Raw genomic sequence first — 16,144 nt, forward strand, 5'->3', positions numbered from 1 at the left:
TTTCACTTCGAAACAAAACGTAGCCAACTACGTATTGTTTGCATCTCAATCCGGGACTTCATAAACCTCGACCAGGGCGACGCCTTCGGTGCCTCCGGCCCCCGCGACCTTGACCGTGTAGCTGCCCGGTTCGAGGGTGACGAGGACGGCGGCGTCCCTGCTGCCGGCATCCAGGGCAAAAGCCCCGACCGTCTCGGCGGCCGCAGCCAGTTCCGCCGCGTTGGCCGCGTCGCTCCAATTGTCGTTGGTCAGCAGCGGCGTGGCCTCGCCGGCGCGGAAGAGCCGCAGGGTGGGATCCTCGAGCACCCCGGTGACCTCATAATCGGCCAGTTTGGGTCCGACCCCGCGGATCAGGACCGTCTTGGCGCTCTCACCGCCGATGACAAAGCCGGGAATCATGATGGCCGCACCGACTCCGACTTCGCCCCGGTTGGAGATATTGACCAGCTTTGCGCCGGGATTGGCCGAGTCGTCCACATCGTAGACTTCGACCAGGGCCACCCCGGTGGTCTGCCCCACCCCGAGGGCCTTGACCGTATAGCTTCCGGGCACAAGGTCGAGCAGCGCAGCCGCGTCCTTCGAGCCGTTCTGCAGCGGAAAGGCGCCGACCTGGTTGGCCACCATGGCAATCTCCGCCGCATTGGCCGCATCCGACCAGTCGTCATTGGCCGCAACAACCGTGCCGGCTGAGACCACCCTGAGTTCCGGATCCCCAAGGAAACCGGTGACGCTGTAGGTCTCCAGTTCCGGACCGACCGCACGCACCAGCACCTTCTTGGTCCCGGTGCCATTGATGACGAAGCCCGGAATCATGATATTGGGTCCGGTCCCCACCCCACCGCGATTGGCAATATTCACCAGGAAGGAGACACCCGCAATGGTCTGCGCCTGCGCCGTCGGTGCGAGGAGGGTCGCGTGTCCCACTCCATCGGTGGCATGAGCAAAAAAGGCGTAGGTATGCCCCGATGCACCGGCGAAATCAGCCGAGGTCTCGGACATGTGCTTGAGCCAACGTTCCCAGGCTCCGCCGTCAATCGAGACATAGATGTCGTACCAGGCGACCCCGGAACCTCCGGGATCGTCTCCGGACCACGAAACGGTGAAGTCACTTCCAGATTGATCGGGCAGCGTCGCCACCGAGGCTGTCGGCGGCGTCGCGTCAATCGTATGCAGGGCCTCCTTTGCCGGATCCGTTCCCTTGGAGGCATCCAGCGGATCGACCTGGTTGGTGTCGATCTCGAGACTGAAGTCGAACTGGATGGTGGCCACGTTACGGATCTCGGTGCCGTCCGCCAGGTTCGGCCTCGGCCGAACCGAGTAAGTCAGATGGCCTTGTCCGCGCCCCTGCCCCGGCACGGCGTCCGCCTCTCCTTTCGCGGGTTCCGGCGGAAGGAAGCCGACATCGACCGGGGGCGGCAATCCGGTGGCCGGATCGATGCTGTAAAAGATGGCGGAAATCTCTCCGTCCTCGATACCAACCTCCACGTGCACCTCCACCTCGAGTTCGTAGTCTTCATCCTGATACGCATAGTCGACCACGGTCTCGAAGAACCGGGTCCCGGGGGCGATCGGCACACTGATGTCGCCGAACCCGACCTCGACCAGTTCAAAGGTGGTCCAGTCGGTCTCGGCCGGAAGCCGGTCGCGGATGGTCACCACCTGAACCGGGGCGGTCGCGTCCGGATGATTCTCAAAATCGATCCGGTAGACGAGCAATCGATCACCCGAGACATAGTTCGCCTGACCATAGCCGGCGACACCGAGTTTCTGATTGGGATCCTGGGATCCCGCCCAGGCGGGTCCCTGGAGGGACTCGCCGGTGACATCGAGGCCATCCTTCCAGATCCAGAAGGCCTCCTGCCAACTCCTCCCGGTCAGGTCACTGATCATGGTCACACACGCGGCGGCCACCGCTGCCGCCGGCCGCCGCCATTCCGAGCAGGGTCATGGCCCCGGTGGCGAGGCCGTGACGGATCTTCATGGTCCCGCCGTCCGTGCTGCCGAATGGATTGAGGACGTCGTTCATGTCGATCGAACGGTTGTCGCTCCAGGTTTCGCTGATACCGGTGATGACTTCGAAGCCGCTGAAGACGAGACCGAAGCCGTTCAGGACGTTGCCGAGCCGGTCCCCGGTCAGCACCTCGAAGACTTCCCCGCCCCACTTCGTCACGAAATCCGGGGGATCCATGATGACGACCTCGACGCTGAAAAGGTCGCCAAGACCGTCGGCCACCGAATTCAGCCCCCCGAACAGACCGGTTAACCCGCTGACGAACCCAACGTCGGCCATCAGCCCCCCTTCAGCCGTATCTGAATCGGACATCGTGCTGAGGACCTGATCGACAAAGCTGCCCTTGACGCCGAAGCCAGTCGGGCTGATCGCCCGCCGGATATGCGGCCCGGCCATCTCCAGCAGCATCCACGGGGTTCCATAGCCGAAATCACCGGGCTGCGGCAGATCGAATCCCGGGAACCGGTAAGGCGGTTGGAACATCGGATACAACGGTGGCTGGTCGTGCGCTACGGGGTGGTCGTCACCCGCAGTTGAGCCGGTGCTACTCAGGGTCAGGGCCAGCACCGGATCGCCCTCGATGGGATCGTACTCCGGCAAGTAGGTCTTCCCGTCATAATGAACCACGCTCATTTCAAGCCCGTTCTGGTAGGTCCGGATCGGGTCGCCGTCCGCTTCGTACTCACCGACGAGCATTGATTTGCGCAGTCCGTCGTAGAGGTAGTTCACTGACATGCCGGGGCCGCTCACTTCGAGCGGTGTCCCCAGAGCGTCGTAGCGGATCTGATAGTCACCGGCGCCGGTCTCGATCTCCACCACCTTCCCGATCGCATTGCGGGAATAGTTGATGGTATCGGATCCGATCTCACGGGACGCCAGGTTGCCCACGGCATCGTAGGTATGTTCGTCAGAGCCGAAACCGACGTACCGCCCGGCGGCGTCGACCGTAACCGCTGTTTCCTGACCGTTGATGACCAGGCTCTCCAGCAGTCCGTCGGGATCGCGATTGTACTGGACGGTTTCGGTCGGCCCTGAGGCCGGCTCAAACGCCAACGAGCTCAGGTGGCCGGCCGGATCGTAGGTATAAACGGTGACACCCTGGGGCGTCTGGTAGCGGGTCAGCAGGCCGCTCGAGTCGTAATCGGCCCTGAAGTCGGCCAGGACGGCTCCCGATCCATCCCGGGTGGTCTGTCGGGTGATCTGTCCCCTTCCGTTTCGCTCGTAGACCGTGGTGACATCGTCGGGCAACTGCTTCTCCACCAGGCGGCCCGCCCCATCATACACATAGCGCACGAGGACGTTGCCATCCTCGTCCATCAGTCGATCCACCAGACCGCCGGCATTGTAAGCAAGCCGGCTGGCTTGACCGTTCGGATCGATCGAGGCCACCAGCCGATCGGCATCATCATACGCATACTCGAGGTCAAGACCGTTCGGGTAGGCGACACGCACGAGGTTGCCCACGGCATCGTAGGTGAACCGGGTGGTGCCTTCGGCGTTGGTCGCCTTGACCAGGCGGTTCTTCGCGTCGTACTCAAACGTCCGGGTCGAGCCATCCGAACAGCGCTTTTCCACGGCCTGACCAAATGCATTGTAGGTGGTTTCCTCGGTAATCCCGAGGGCATTGGTATGCCCACTCCGCCAACCGGACGAGGTGTGAGCGAACGCCGCAGTCGTCCCGTCCGGCTGGACCGTACGGGTGAGGTTGCCCCTGACGTCGTACTCACGTCGGAATGTCCGACCGGTCGGACTTGTCGTGATGCCCGGCTGATTGAAGGCGCCCGTCTCAAACTGCCACTCGGCCCCTTCCTGGTTGATCATCCGCCTCAGGGCTCCATCGCGGTCATAGACCTGCAGGACGGAACTGCCGTCAGCCGACCGGATCCGGACGGAGCGATCCTGCGGATCCTCCTCGATTGTGGTCAGACCGCCTTCGGCGTCGATCATCCGGGTCAAGACCCCCCGGTGACTGTAGGAGGCCGTCGTCGAGAGCCCCGCCCCGTTGGTCACCGTCAGGTTTCCCTGATCGTAGGCGAAGCGGGAAACCCCGAGCCCATTGTGATGGGTGGCCAATCTGCCCTGTGTGTCGTAGGTGAAGGTCTGCACAACCCCGCCCGGTTGAGTGATCCCGGTAAGGGCATGCCGCTTGCGAGGATCGTCCGAAGGCGCGTAATCGTAGGTGGTCTCGTTGCCCTTGCGGTCCGTGACCGCGACCAGGTGCTTGTCCCCGTCGTAGGTGTAGCTCACCCGGTGCCCCAGCGAGTCATCGATTCGGGAGATCAGCCCCGAACCATTGTAGGTGATGGTGATAGACAGGCCGTTGGAGTGCTCCAGATGACTCAGGCGTCCGGAGGTGTATTGAAGGGAAATGGCCAGGCCATGGCGATCCTCGGCCCGGGTCAACCGGCCCGAGGCGTCGAAGAACAGCATGGTGCCGTTGGTCAGGGTAAGGCGGTGGCCGTCATTCTGTGCTGCCAGCTTCGACCGGTCGCCCTTGGTCGAGAAGTAGGTTCCGCTCCGACTGTCGGGTTGGTAGGTATGAGTGGCCCCGTTACCGCGCGTGAGAACCACCGTACCGTCAGCCTCTTTTGCCAACTGGACCTCCCATCCGTGATTCCAACCATACCCCAACGGACCCAGCCGGTAGCGCTGGGTCAGGTTTCTCGGGAACGAACGTAGGACGTTCAGGCTGATGAGCCCCCGGTGCGTTGCGAGGTCCACGGTGCCCGTAAGCTCGGACATCGGGCCGATCAGGCCTCGGGCCTTCTGCAGTTCAAAGGTGAACAGCTGGCCGACGTCCCGAACATCCACGCCGATCCGCGAAAGATAGACGGCGTTCCGTGAGAGCATGGTGACGAAGTCGCCCATGGTGGTTCCGAGCGCTGTTGACAGGTTCTGCCAGACGGCATCCCAGGCGGCTTCGCTTTCGGCCTCCGGCCTGAGAGCATCCTTGAGCGAGGTCCAGGGAACGACCTGGTCGTCGTCGGCCGTCGAGGTCACGACGTCGAACTTGAAGGGCGGATACGAAAAATCCCAGGGTTTCAACCAGCCGGCATAATAGACGGGAATCCGCATCGATTCGCCCGGCATGAGGACACCGGGTTGTTCTCCTCCGGCCAGCAGCCGGATGGACGTGGCAAAACCCCTGGGGATGGCCGAGGTCCAGAATCCCTGGGAAAGGAGCGACCGATCCTGAGTCAGAAGGGCGCCTGGTTTCTCGTTCTGACGTGGCGTCAAGACGAGCAATGGTGCCGGCATGGGAGCGGTTCCTCGGTTCTCATACTCGACAAATAGCGTCGCCAGTTGGTGGTAACCCATGACCGACGGGGTGATGACATTGACGTGGAAATCCGGTGCGCCTCCCGAAACCATTTCGACGGCGTCGTCGAGCATGGACGAATGGCCACCCTGGGTGACGCGGACATGATATCGACCTGCCGGCAGCCGGCCGGCGGCAAAGACCGCCGTCGCATTGGTGAATGATGCGACTATGGCCGAATCCGCGGCAAAGTCCGCTCCACCCGACGAGACGAGGTCCACCTCGATCGAACCCGCGAAACCGGCGCCCACCAGATTGAGTTCCAGTTCCGCGGCACTGTCCTGCATCCTGGGAGACACGGATGTCAGGGCCAGGTCAGCCTCGCTGTATTCCAGGGTGAAATCACCCTCCTCCAGCAGGCCGTCTCCGTAGACCAGGATATACCAGTCGCCCTTCGTCGCAGCGGGAATGACCAGGGTGCCATCCTCGAGCAGGTGATCGTGCACGCTTCGGGTCGGGAGTGTCCCGAACTTGATGACGGCGGTCAGCCCTTTGACGTCATGACCAAAGGTCACGAGAAGACTCTTCCCCCCTGTCGCGGGAATGCGGAAATACTGCTCGGAGCGGCCAACGGGATGGCTTCCGGAAAGAACCTGGCCGGCCTCAAGTCCGGGCACGGTGATGCGGACCGACTCCGCGCCTTCATTGTTCAGGCGATGGAGTTCGACTGGGCTCCATTCATCATTGACCGAGACAATCAGGTGGCGCACGCCGTCTTCGATGGCCGGAAGCATCACCTCAAATTGGCCGGAATAGGACTCATCTTTACCGAGGCTTCGGGTGACGGATTTCGAATCAACCACCGTATCCGTTGCATCGAGATATTCGTCCTCCGAGACATAGATGGCATCGGTCCAGGTCGACTCGGCGAGCGCACCGGGGCCGACATTGGTGACCGCATAGTCGATCGTCACGGTTTCCCCAACACCCACATTTGCCGGGACCGTCAGCCGATCCAGACGGAGGTCCGGAAAATCCCCGGTGTTCGCCACCACGGCATAGGTCCGGCCTTCGACGAAGGGAGCGATCTCACCGTCGACGACAACCGCATACGCAATCTCAAAGTCACCCGTTCTGGAGAAGCGAACCAGCCCCGGATTCTGGACGGACGAGTTGCGCCCATCACCGAAATCCCACCAATAACCGTCCGCCGCATTGCTTGCCGGCGAACCGATGAAGCGAAGCGAATCGCCGGCCACGATGGTGCCGGAAAGCCTGGGGGCGAGAATTCCTTCGACTCCGGAACTCGTCCGCCACGGCTCGAAGAGGACGCCGTTGCTGACGCGGTCACCGGTTCCGTCCGGATTCAGGGTCGTGTGGAACGGCCCGCTGGCGTCTCCCCACCAATTGGACCGCGCATCCACCTCAACCGAGCTGGAGTTGACCATGCCGTAGTCCTTGTTGCCCTCGAACCGGCACGACCCAATGGTGACCCCCTGGGACGTTTCCCTGACGTGGACACCGGATCTGTTCCCGGTGAAAAGACATCCGTTCACGGATATGATGCCGCTTGCCTGATACAGATAAAGACCGCTTTCCCCGCCACTATGGATTGTTGAGTCGGCAAGGTTGAGAGTGCCGTCGCCTTCCACCTTGACTCCGCCATATTCGTAATAGCCGGTGTAGCCGACCCGACAGTTTTCCAAGGTCGCGGATCCTCCGGGATTGACTTTGACTCCCGCCCACCAATGCGGCGCAGGCAGGCTGGCATCAGCATCGTGGTTGGAATCGCCGCCGACGGCGTCATCTCGATAGTCCGTGAAGTGGATCGGACTGCCCGGCGTTCCGAGGGCGAGCAGTTCACCACTCACTCGAAGACCGGCATAATGGACTGCCTTGACGACCAGGCCCGGCATCAGGGTGAGCGATCCGGCAGCTCCGACCAGCTGACTGTCAGCCAGCACGATTGAGTAGGAAGGTGACAATTGCCAGCTGACATCGGTCGTATGGGTTCCTCCATCAGCCGCCACCGGCGCAAACGAGTTCCCCTCAAAGGTCGACGTGGTATCGGAAAACGAGGTGTTCAGGCCCAGGCGGATCCCGTCGGCATTGTCCCGGAAGGCATTGGATTCGGAGAGGAATGATCCGTAGCCGCTGGTGAGCTTGAGACCAGCGTGACTGCTCTTGCGCAGGGTCGAGTGTCGCAGGCTGAGGTTGCCCGTCCCGCTCTTGTAGACGCCGGCGTAGTTGTAGTAGCCGCAATAGGCGATCTCGCAATGGTCCAGGCTGGCCGAGCCCGTATTCCGAACGGTGATACCCGCCCACCAGCCGGGGGCCGGCGACGAGTCCGTTCCGTCATGGCCGGTGTCCCCTCCGACCGTGTCGTCGCGGTAATCGGTGAAGACGATCGGCTTGACCGCGCTACCTTCCGCGGTCAGCTGGCCATCGACATAGATCCCCGCGTAGTGGGCGTGCTTGACCACCAGGCCCGGTTTGAGGGTGAGCGACGCCCCTGCATCGATGATCTGGCTGTCCTCGATCACGATGGCGTAGTCCGAGGAAAGCTCCCAGCTGACCGCAGTGGTGTGATGCCCCCCTCCGATCACAACCGGGGCATAGGAATTCCCGGAAAAAGTGGACGTTGTGTCGGTGAACGTTGTGTTCAGGCCCAGGCGAATCCCGTCGGCGTTATCGGTGTAGGCATTGGATTCGGAAAGGAATGATCCGTAACCGCTGGTGAGCTTGAGACCGGCGTGACTGCTCCTACGCAGCGTCGAGTGGCGCAGGCTGAGGCTGCCCGTCCCGCTCTTGTAAAGGTTCGCGTAATAGTAGTAGCCGCCATAGGCGATCTCGCAATGGTCCAGGCTGGCCGAACCCGCATTCCGCACGCTGATCCCCGCCCACCAGCCGGGTGACGGCGCGGTGGCCGTTCCATCGTTGGCGGTGTCACCTCCCACCGAATCGTCCCGATAGTCGGTCAGGACAATCGGCTTGGAGGTCGTCCCTTCAGCCACGAGTTCGCCGTCCACGACAAAGCCTGCGTAATGCACAGCCTTGACCACCAATCCCGGTTTCAGGGTCAGAGAGGCTGCTGCATCAACGATCTGGTCGGCTGCAATCACGATGGCATAGGACGCGGAAAGCTCCCAGCTGACCGCCTTGGTGTGGTGCCCCCCAATGGCCGTGACCGCGGCAAAGGTGTTCCCTGAAAAGGTGGAGGTTGTATCCGAAAACGAAGTGTCAGTTCCCAGGACGATGCCGTCGTTATTGTCTTCAAACGCGTTGCTCTCCGAAACGAATGTCCCGTAACCCGCGGTGAGCTTGAGGCCCGCATGGCTGCTGCGGCGCACCAGGCTGTTTCGCAGGGTCAGATCGCCCGTGCCGGATTTCATGATCGCGGCGTAGGTGTAGTAACCGCCGTTGGAAATCTGCAGGTGGTTCAGACTGGCGGAACCGGCATCTTCGACGTGAATTCCACGCCACCAACCAGGACTTGCCGTTGAACCATCCATCACGATCGGATCCGAATCCGTGCCTGCGGCCGACAGCGAACCCCTCACGATAATCCCTGAGTAATGCGACGCCACCAGCTGCACGCCGGGCTCGATGGTCAGGGTGACCCCGCTGTTCACCACGACATTGCCGACCAGGTTGTAGGGGTTTCCGGCCGCCGTCCAGGTGGTGTTCGCCGCGATCACTCCCGACACGTCGGTCGCGCGCGCCTGGGAACCTGCCATCATGATCACGCCCAGAAGCACTAATCCGGGCCACCTTGGGTATCGATCCGAAGTCTTCATATCAGGTCCTCCTGTCTGTCCCGACTCGAGGCTTCGGAGCCCAACCGGATTTGCCTGATACCGGGGGGCCGAACGTCGCCGGCCAAGCCCCTCCAGGCTGTGGTGGAAGTGCCCAAAGCCCATGAATCGCGAGCCTCACTGAGCCATGCTCCGAATCTATCCGATCCACCTAAGGTTAACGAGTACAAACAGCTCTCCTTAACTGCTATAAACCTCTCCTTACGAATAGGATAAGAATATCCAATACCCCGGGCGAATCCCCATGGAATTCCGCCCATTCTCCCCATGCCCGTCTCATGGTTTTCTCCGGAATCATCCGATCCGCACACGCCCTTGCCGATCACCGCCCCGGGCATCGACAGAATCGCCCGGGCCGCGTCGAAATCGTGATCCATGATTGAGTCGGACCGATGAATCGGCTTGAGTCTCTGCCACCATGACTGCCGAACCCCGCCTGCAATTCATCCAGATCAACGACATTCACTATCGTGATTGCCGGCACGAGCTCGATGTCCCCACCTACGCCGGAGCCAATGTCCGGGCAGGTTGGCTCCTCGAGGCCCTCCGCAAGCCGGGGCTGCTTCCTCCCGCCGACTTCATTCTGGCCATCGGTGACCTGATCCACGGCGAGTCCCTCACAGCGGCAGAGAGGGAGTGTCCGTTCATGGCCGCCGCCTTCAACGAGCTCCCGGTTGAGGTTTTTCCGGTAATCGGAAACCACGAAGTGAAGCAGAACGAGGGAGACCCGAAGTGGGAGCTGCCCTTCAAAGATGCCTTCAGTGTGGCCGATCACTACAGCTTTGAGCGCGAGGGCATCGCGTTCATCGTCTTCAACAACGCCGGTACCGGTGAGCAACTCCCGCGACCTGTTCGGGAGCGGCGTTTCGCGAATCTCAAACGGCTCCTCGACCGGCATCGCGGCCAGCCCAAGATCATCGCCTGTCATGTACCGCTGGTCTGCCTGCGTGAGGAGACTATCCTCGCGGCCAGCATGGACTTCCCTTCCTACAAATGCCTCGAGCCCGAGATCCTTGAAGCGATTGAGGCCGAATCCGATTCCGTTCTGGCCGTGCTCAGCGGCCACATTCACATCACCGGCACGGTGATCCAGAAGGGTATCTGTCACCTGGCCGCCACCGGACCGGCTTCATTTCCTCACGACATCGTCCATTTCGCGGTCTTCGACGACCGGATTGAAGTCAACGTGATTCAGCTTCCTTCTCACCTCTGGCAGCCGGAGACCAATATCCACGGGGCAAGACGACACGGCCGCGACTTCACCGACGGCCGGCATCCGAACCACCTCGCCTACCTGATGGGCAATCCCGACGAACGAAGTTTCACCCTATGCCGAAGCACCCAATCCTCCTGATCCTCACTGTCGGCGCCACCCTGTCGAGCGCCTCTGGCGAGTGGGCATCCCTCTTCAATGGACGTGACCTGACCGGCTGGCACCAGGCCAACGGTGCGGCGGACTATGCTGTCGCCGACGGCGCGATTGTCGGAACACCGGTATCGGATTCGCCCAACAGCTTTCTCGTGACCGATGACGTTTTCGGCGACTTCATCTTCGAATGCGAAGTCAAGGTCGACGGCATCATCAATTCCGGGATTCAGTTTCGCAGCCTTTCCACTGCCGATTTCAAGGACGGCCGGGTCCATGGCTACCAATGCGAGATTGACGAGAAGACGGACCGGAACTGGACCGGTGGCATCTACGACGAAGCCCGCCGGGGCTGGCTCTACCGGCTTGAGTTGAATCCTTCCGCCAAGTCCGCCTACCGTCCGGGCGACTGGAACCATCTGCGAATCGAATGTGTCGGGTCGTCCCTGCGAACCTGGGTCAACGGCATCGCGACCGCTCACCTGATCGATGATGCAACCGCCCGGGGCGTCATCGGCCTGCAGGTGCACTCGATCGGAAGCCGGTCGCCCGAGGGCAAACGCATCCATTGGCGCAATCTCAGGATTCGCACCGATGTGGCCGGGCCGACTCCGCCGGAGGGCGTATTCGTCCGCAACACCGTGCCCATCTCCTGGCACCCGCGGAGCAGGCCCTCGGGTGGCGTCTGCTTTTCGACGGATCCACCCCGACAGGGTGGCGTGGTGCCGCCTCCGAGGCCTTCCCTGACCGGAGTTGGCGGATAGAAAACGGCGAGCTGATCGTCATCGGATTGAAATCGGACGATCTCGCGACCACCGACCGATTTGGTGCCTTCGACTTCCAGCTGGAATTCAAGCTCACCGAAAAGGCCAACAGCGGCATCAAGATTTCGCAACGGAAACGCCGGGGTCCTACAACTTTGCCACCGGGCTCGAATATCAGCTGCTGATCGATGACGACTGGCATAAGCCGATGCAGGAAAAGGTGCGGCCGCAACCGGACCCTCGCTTCGCTTTACGACCTCATCCTCGCGAAGGGAGGTCGCGAATCAGGAGGTTCCGCGAAAGCCGGGGCCCGGCATCACGCCCGGATCGTCGTGCACCCCGACAAGACGGTGGAACACTGTTCGATGGGTCTGGGCGGTCGAATTCGAACTCGGGTCACCCTTGAGGCCTCGGCGCGCAGCAAGTATGCGGAGATCGAGGACTTGCCAAGGTCGCGACTTCCCGATCTTTCTCCAGGATCACGGCGACGAGGTCCATTTCCGAAGCATCAAGATCCGGACCTTCGACTGAGTCCGCCCTCGCTTCTCCCTTTCGGCAACCTCAAAAAGGGTGGCGGGAGAATGGGATGCTGTCTTGCCATTCGGCAGGAATCCTCAAGGAATGGACAAGCGCTCGATACCATTTCGATCTTCACCCATGCATCGGCGATTACGAATTCCGCCACGCGAACCCCATGGATCTCGTGAAGATCCAGGGCCTGCTTGAGGACAATGATCTTCCCGATCGTGGGTTGGACAGCGTCATCGGCCATTGCCTCGTCGCCGAGGTCGACGGGCAAGTCGTCGGCGCGATCGGCCTGGAACCGAAGGGGCGAAGCGGTCTGCTGAGGTCGCTGGTGGTCGCCGGCGGCCACCAGGGTCAACGCCTGGGAACGGCCCTGAATGCCCGGATGGTCAACGCCGCCTGTTTGCTCGGCATTGAGCGGCTTTACCTGCTGACAACATCGGCCGAGGCCTTTTTCGCCCCGACCGGCTGCGAAGGTGGTCGAGCAGAGCAGGGTCCCCCGGAACCAAACCGAGGAATTCAAGAAGATGTCGCCCCATTCGACCTGCATGGTGCGGGATATCCGGAACATCCCCATCCACGCCACCCGCGAGCTCCTGCACATGCAACCGGCGGTGCCCGGCGCCCGGCGCTGGGCGGTCAGCCTGAAAGATACCATGCTCACCTATCTTGAGGTGGAACCGAACAGCCGCTTCGAAACCCACTCCCACGAAAGCGAGCAGATTACCATGGTCCTGTCCGGACTTCTCATATTCCAGATCGGACAGACCATCCACCGGGTCGTCGCGGGCGAAGTCATGGCGATCCCGGCCAATGTGCCCCACAGCGTCTGGACCGAATCGGAGCCCGCAAAAGTCGTCGATGCCTGGTCTCCGGTCATCGAAGAATACAGCGCAAGAATCCAGGGGTGAAGCACGGCACCGGCCATTCCGGACTGGAATCCCCTCAAGCCTGCGGCGGTCCTTCACGATTCCGTTGGAGACCGGTGCCCGAACGAACCCTCGCCTGGATCCTATTCCTTGGACTGAACATGACGATGGCGCCGTCGCAGCAGGCCGGCGAACAGCCCTACACCCGCGGAGCCCTTCGCTATTTCGCCGCGCTCTCCCGTGCCGGAGTCCCGGCCGGCCTCCACCTCTACCTGGGCAACAACCACGGCTACGGAATGCGGGCCGGACCATTGACCCGATGGCCCGAAGCTGCTCGTCTCTGGCTCGAGGATCTCAATCTGATAGCGCGCCCCCGCCCCTCCGAATACTGATCTTCATCAACCCCCACGCCCCATGTCGTCAGAAGTCGAAAAGGATCTCGCCGCCATCTCCCACGCACATTCCCGCGGCCGGGGTGCCACCATCGCGACCTACCTTCGCCTGGCGGGACCCGGCTGGCTGCAAAGTGCCGTCACGCTCGGGGGCGGATCCCTCGCCGGAAGCCTCTATCTCGGCATCCTCGCCGGGACCAACATGCTCTGGCTGCAGCCGCTCGCGATGGTCTTCGGCATCGTCATGCTCTGCGCGATCAGCTACGTCAAATTTCTCGACTGGAGAGCCCCCTTTCAGACGGTCCGCAAGCACATCAGCCCGGTCCTCCGCCTGGGCCTGGCTGGCTGCCACGGTCCTGGCGAACCTGGTCTGGTCCATGCCGCAATTCAGTCTCGGCGGAGCCGCCATCCGTCAGAACCTGGCCCCCGGCCCTGCTCGGGTCCGGGCGTCCTGCCGGATTTCCTGGAGCAAGCTGATTGTCGGTGTCCTGATGGCCGTGATCGCTGTATCCATTGTCTGGAGATACGGAGAAGGCAGCCGCGGGGTGAAGATCTTCGAAGGGATCCTCAAGGCAGTGGTCGCCTTTATCGTCCTCTGTTTTGTCGTGTGGTCGTCCAGACTGACCCCAGCCGGGGATGCCGTCTCGTGGCTCGAGGTCTTCAAGGGGTTTGTTCCCAACCTGAATCTCCTGACCCAGCCCGCCCCCGGCTATGCGCCCGTCCTCGCCGCGATGGAACCGGCCTCCCGTGTCTTCTGGTCGGAACTGATCCTCGGTCAACAGCGGGATGTCATGATCGCCACGGTCGGCACCGCGGTCGGCATCAACATGACCTTCCTCATGCCCTATATCCTTCTGGCCAAGGGCTGGACGAAGGGGTTCCGGGGATTGGCCAGCTTTGATCTCTCGACCGGACTGCTCATCCCCTTCACCATCGCGACAAGCTGCGTGGTCATTGCCGCGGCTTCGCAGTTTCACACCCGACCGGCCCCGGGGCTGCTCGGAGAAACCGACGCTCAGGGCCAGGCCATCATTGCTCCCGGCCCCATCCAGGCCTCCTACAACAGCCTCGTCCAGGCCCGGATCAAAGCCGGAGGGGCCGAACTCGAATCAGCCCCCCTTCCCCTTCCCGAACGGCAGGTGGCCGCCATGCTGGCCAAACGCGATGCCTTCGACCTGGCCAACGCCCTCACGCCGCTGACCGGAACCGTCTTCAGCCAGTTCATCTTCGGCTTCGGGGTCCTGGCCATGACCCTTTCGACCATCATCATCCTGATGCTGATCAACGGCTTTGCAGTGGCCGAGGCCGTGGGTGCCGCCAAGGGCAGCCTCACCTACAAGATGGGAACCCTCATGCCTCTGGTCGGCGTCCTCGGCCCCTTTCTCTGGAGCAAGGCTGCCTTCTGGCTGGCCGTACCCACCTCCGTCTTCGGCATGGTCCTCCTTCCCATCGCTTACGTGAGCTTTTTCCTGCTGATGAACAGTCGCCGGGCGCTGGGAGCCGAACGACCGGCCGGCAGCCGTCGCCTGCGCTGGAACCTGCTCATGGTCCTGTCGATTGCGCTGGCGACGCTCGGAAGCCTTTTCAGCATCTGGTCCAAAACCCGATGGACCGGCATCCTCAGCCTGGTCGGCCTGATCGCCGTCGCGGCCATCTGGCACTTTGCCAGGAACAACCGATCGGAACGCTGAACGCCGGACAGAGGCTCCTGCCCTGCACGGCACGGCACGATGATCCGGTTTCCCAACATTTCTGTTGCATCGCTTCCCTGTTTAATAATTATAAACCGAAATCCGGCCTCCCTGGCCACGCGATAGCCCCAAAACACCCCCTTCTATGTTTGGAACCAATTTGAACGGCTGGGACCTTCTGGTCATCGTCTTCTACTTCTGTTTTCAGCTCAGCCTTGGCCTGATTTTCCGGGTCTTCAGCAAGGATGCCAGCGACTATTTCCGGGGAGGGGGCAGCATGTTGTGGTGGCTTGTGGGGGCTTCCGCGTTCATGACCCAATTCAGCGCCTGGACTTTCACCGGCGCGGCGGGCAAGGCCTACGTCGACGGAGTGCTGGTGGCGGCAATCTTCTTCGGCAACGCGGTCGGCTACCTCTGCAACTACTTTGTCACTGCGGCCAAGTTCCGGCGGATGCGCACGATCACCGCCATCGAAGGGGTGCGTGACCGTTATGGACACACCAACGAGCAGATCTTCACCTGGCTGCAGGTGCCGATGAGCGTTGTCTATGCCGGCATCTGGCTGAACGGCCTGGCCATCGTCGCTTCGGGATTTTTCAATGTCCCGCCCAACCTGACCATCTGGATTGTCGGCGCAGTCGTCGTCTTCATGGCCGTGTCGGGCGGTTCCTGGGCCATCGTCGCCTCAGACTTCATGCAGACGGTGCTCCTGATGACGATCACGATCGTGGCCTGTTTTCTCGCCCTCAATCACCCGGCCGTCGGTGGCCTTTCCGGTTTCTTTGAAAAGCTGCCCGCCAGTCACTTCAAGTTCTGGGAAGCTCAGGATGCCACCTTCGTTTATGTCTGGATTTTCGCGGCGTTCGTCATCCAATCCTTCAAGTTGAACAATATGTTCGATTCCTACCGCTACCTTTGCGTGAAGGACGACAAACAGGCCCGCAAGGCGGCCCTGATGGCGGCCGGCCTCATGTTCATCGGCCCCTTCATCTGGTTCATCCCTCCGATGGCCGCGCGGATCATCCAGCCCGATCTGGCCATCGTCTTCCCCCATCTCGGCGAAAAGGCCTATGAAGGCGCCTTTGTCTTCATCGGAATCGAGCTGATGCCGGTCGGGATGCTCGGTCTGCTTCTTTGCGCCCTCTTCGCCGCGACGATTTCCTCAATGGATTCCGGCCTGAACCGGAATGCGGGCATCATCGTGAAGAACTTCTATCAGCCGATCTTCCGCAAGGCGGCCTCGCCCCGGGAGCTTCTCGTAACCGGGAAGGTCGCGTCCGCCATCTTCGGAGTTCTTATCATCTTCTCCGCCCTGGCCATCCGCAAGATCGAGGGCTTCGATCTCTTCGAAATCATGATTCTCTTCGGCTCCCTGATCGCGATCCCCTACGCCATGCCCCTCGTCTGGGGTCTGTTCTTCAAGGGTGCTCCGCGCTGGGCTGCCTGGAGCAG

Annotated in this window: 10 protein-coding genes; 6 read left to right on the plus strand and 4 right to left on the minus strand. The window is 61.7% G+C overall.

Annotated features, from left to right (window positions below):
* Positions 1-45: 45 nt before the first annotated feature.
* A complete protein-coding gene (locus tag R3F07_19020; GenBank protein ID MEZ5278482.1) occupies positions 46-1,890 on the minus strand; it encodes a hypothetical protein in 1,845 nt (614 codons plus the stop codon).
* Positions 1,880-9,010: a right-handed parallel beta-helix repeat-containing protein gene (locus R3F07_19025; protein ID MEZ5278483.1), complete on the minus strand. Its 7,131-nt coding sequence runs from the start codon at positions 9,008-9,010 to the stop codon at positions 1,880-1,882. Before R3F07_19025 ends, R3F07_19020 begins: the two co-directional genes overlap by 11 nt.
* Positions 9,011-9,503: 493 nt before the next feature.
* Between R3F07_19025 and R3F07_19030 the strand changes: the two genes are divergently transcribed.
* Together R3F07_19030 and R3F07_19035 are read left to right on the plus strand one after the other, a co-directional pair.
* The gene (locus R3F07_19030) at positions 9,504-10,439 is read left to right on the plus strand and encodes a metallophosphoesterase (GenBank protein MEZ5278484.1); all 936 of its coding nucleotides are present in this window, start codon (positions 9,504-9,506) and stop codon (positions 10,437-10,439) included.
* Entirely contained in the window at positions 10,415-11,215 is an 801-nt protein-coding gene (locus R3F07_19035) for a DUF1080 domain-containing protein (GenBank protein ID MEZ5278485.1), read from the plus strand. The genes R3F07_19030 and R3F07_19035 overlap by 25 nt, the downstream gene beginning before the upstream one ends.
* A 508-nt stretch (positions 11,216-11,723) precedes the next feature.
* Here the strand turns inward: R3F07_19035 and R3F07_19040 are convergent.
* On the minus strand, positions 11,724-12,263 hold the full coding sequence (locus R3F07_19040) for a hypothetical protein (GenBank protein ID MEZ5278486.1): 540 nt from the start codon (positions 12,261-12,263) through the stop codon (positions 11,724-11,726).
* 4 nt (positions 12,264-12,267) lie between these two features.
* Between R3F07_19040 and R3F07_19045 the strand changes: the two genes are divergently transcribed.
* Positions 12,268-12,651 (plus strand): cupin domain-containing protein, encoded by a 384-nt coding sequence (locus R3F07_19045; GenBank protein MEZ5278487.1) that lies wholly within the window; start codon positions 12,268-12,270, stop codon positions 12,649-12,651.
* A gap of 74 nt (positions 12,652-12,725) precedes the next feature.
* A complete protein-coding gene (locus R3F07_19050) occupies positions 12,726-13,001 on the plus strand; it encodes a hypothetical protein (GenBank protein ID MEZ5278488.1) in 276 nt (91 codons plus the stop codon).
* A 28-nt stretch (positions 13,002-13,029) separates the two neighbouring features.
* Here R3F07_19050 and R3F07_19055 read toward each other — a convergent pair whose 3' ends face one another.
* Positions 13,030-13,380 (minus strand): hypothetical protein, encoded by a 351-nt coding sequence (locus tag R3F07_19055; GenBank protein ID MEZ5278489.1) that lies wholly within the window; start codon positions 13,378-13,380, stop codon positions 13,030-13,032.
* On the opposite strand from R3F07_19055, the gene R3F07_19060 reads away from it, so the two are divergent.
* Together R3F07_19060 and R3F07_19065 are read left to right on the plus strand one after the other, a co-directional pair.
* On the plus strand, positions 13,379-14,692 hold the full coding sequence (locus tag R3F07_19060) for a divalent metal cation transporter (protein MEZ5278490.1): 1,314 nt from the start codon (positions 13,379-13,381) through the stop codon (positions 14,690-14,692). The genes R3F07_19055 and R3F07_19060 overlap by 2 nt on opposite strands.
* Before the next feature lie 145 nt (positions 14,693-14,837).
* A partial coding sequence (locus R3F07_19065; protein ID MEZ5278491.1) for a hypothetical protein occupies positions 14,838-16,144 on the plus strand: 1,307 nt, incomplete at its 3' end.

It is taken from the genome of Opitutaceae bacterium (assembly GCA_041395105.1).
Classification (GTDB): Bacteria; Verrucomicrobiota; Verrucomicrobiia; order Opitutales; family Opitutaceae; genus B12-G4.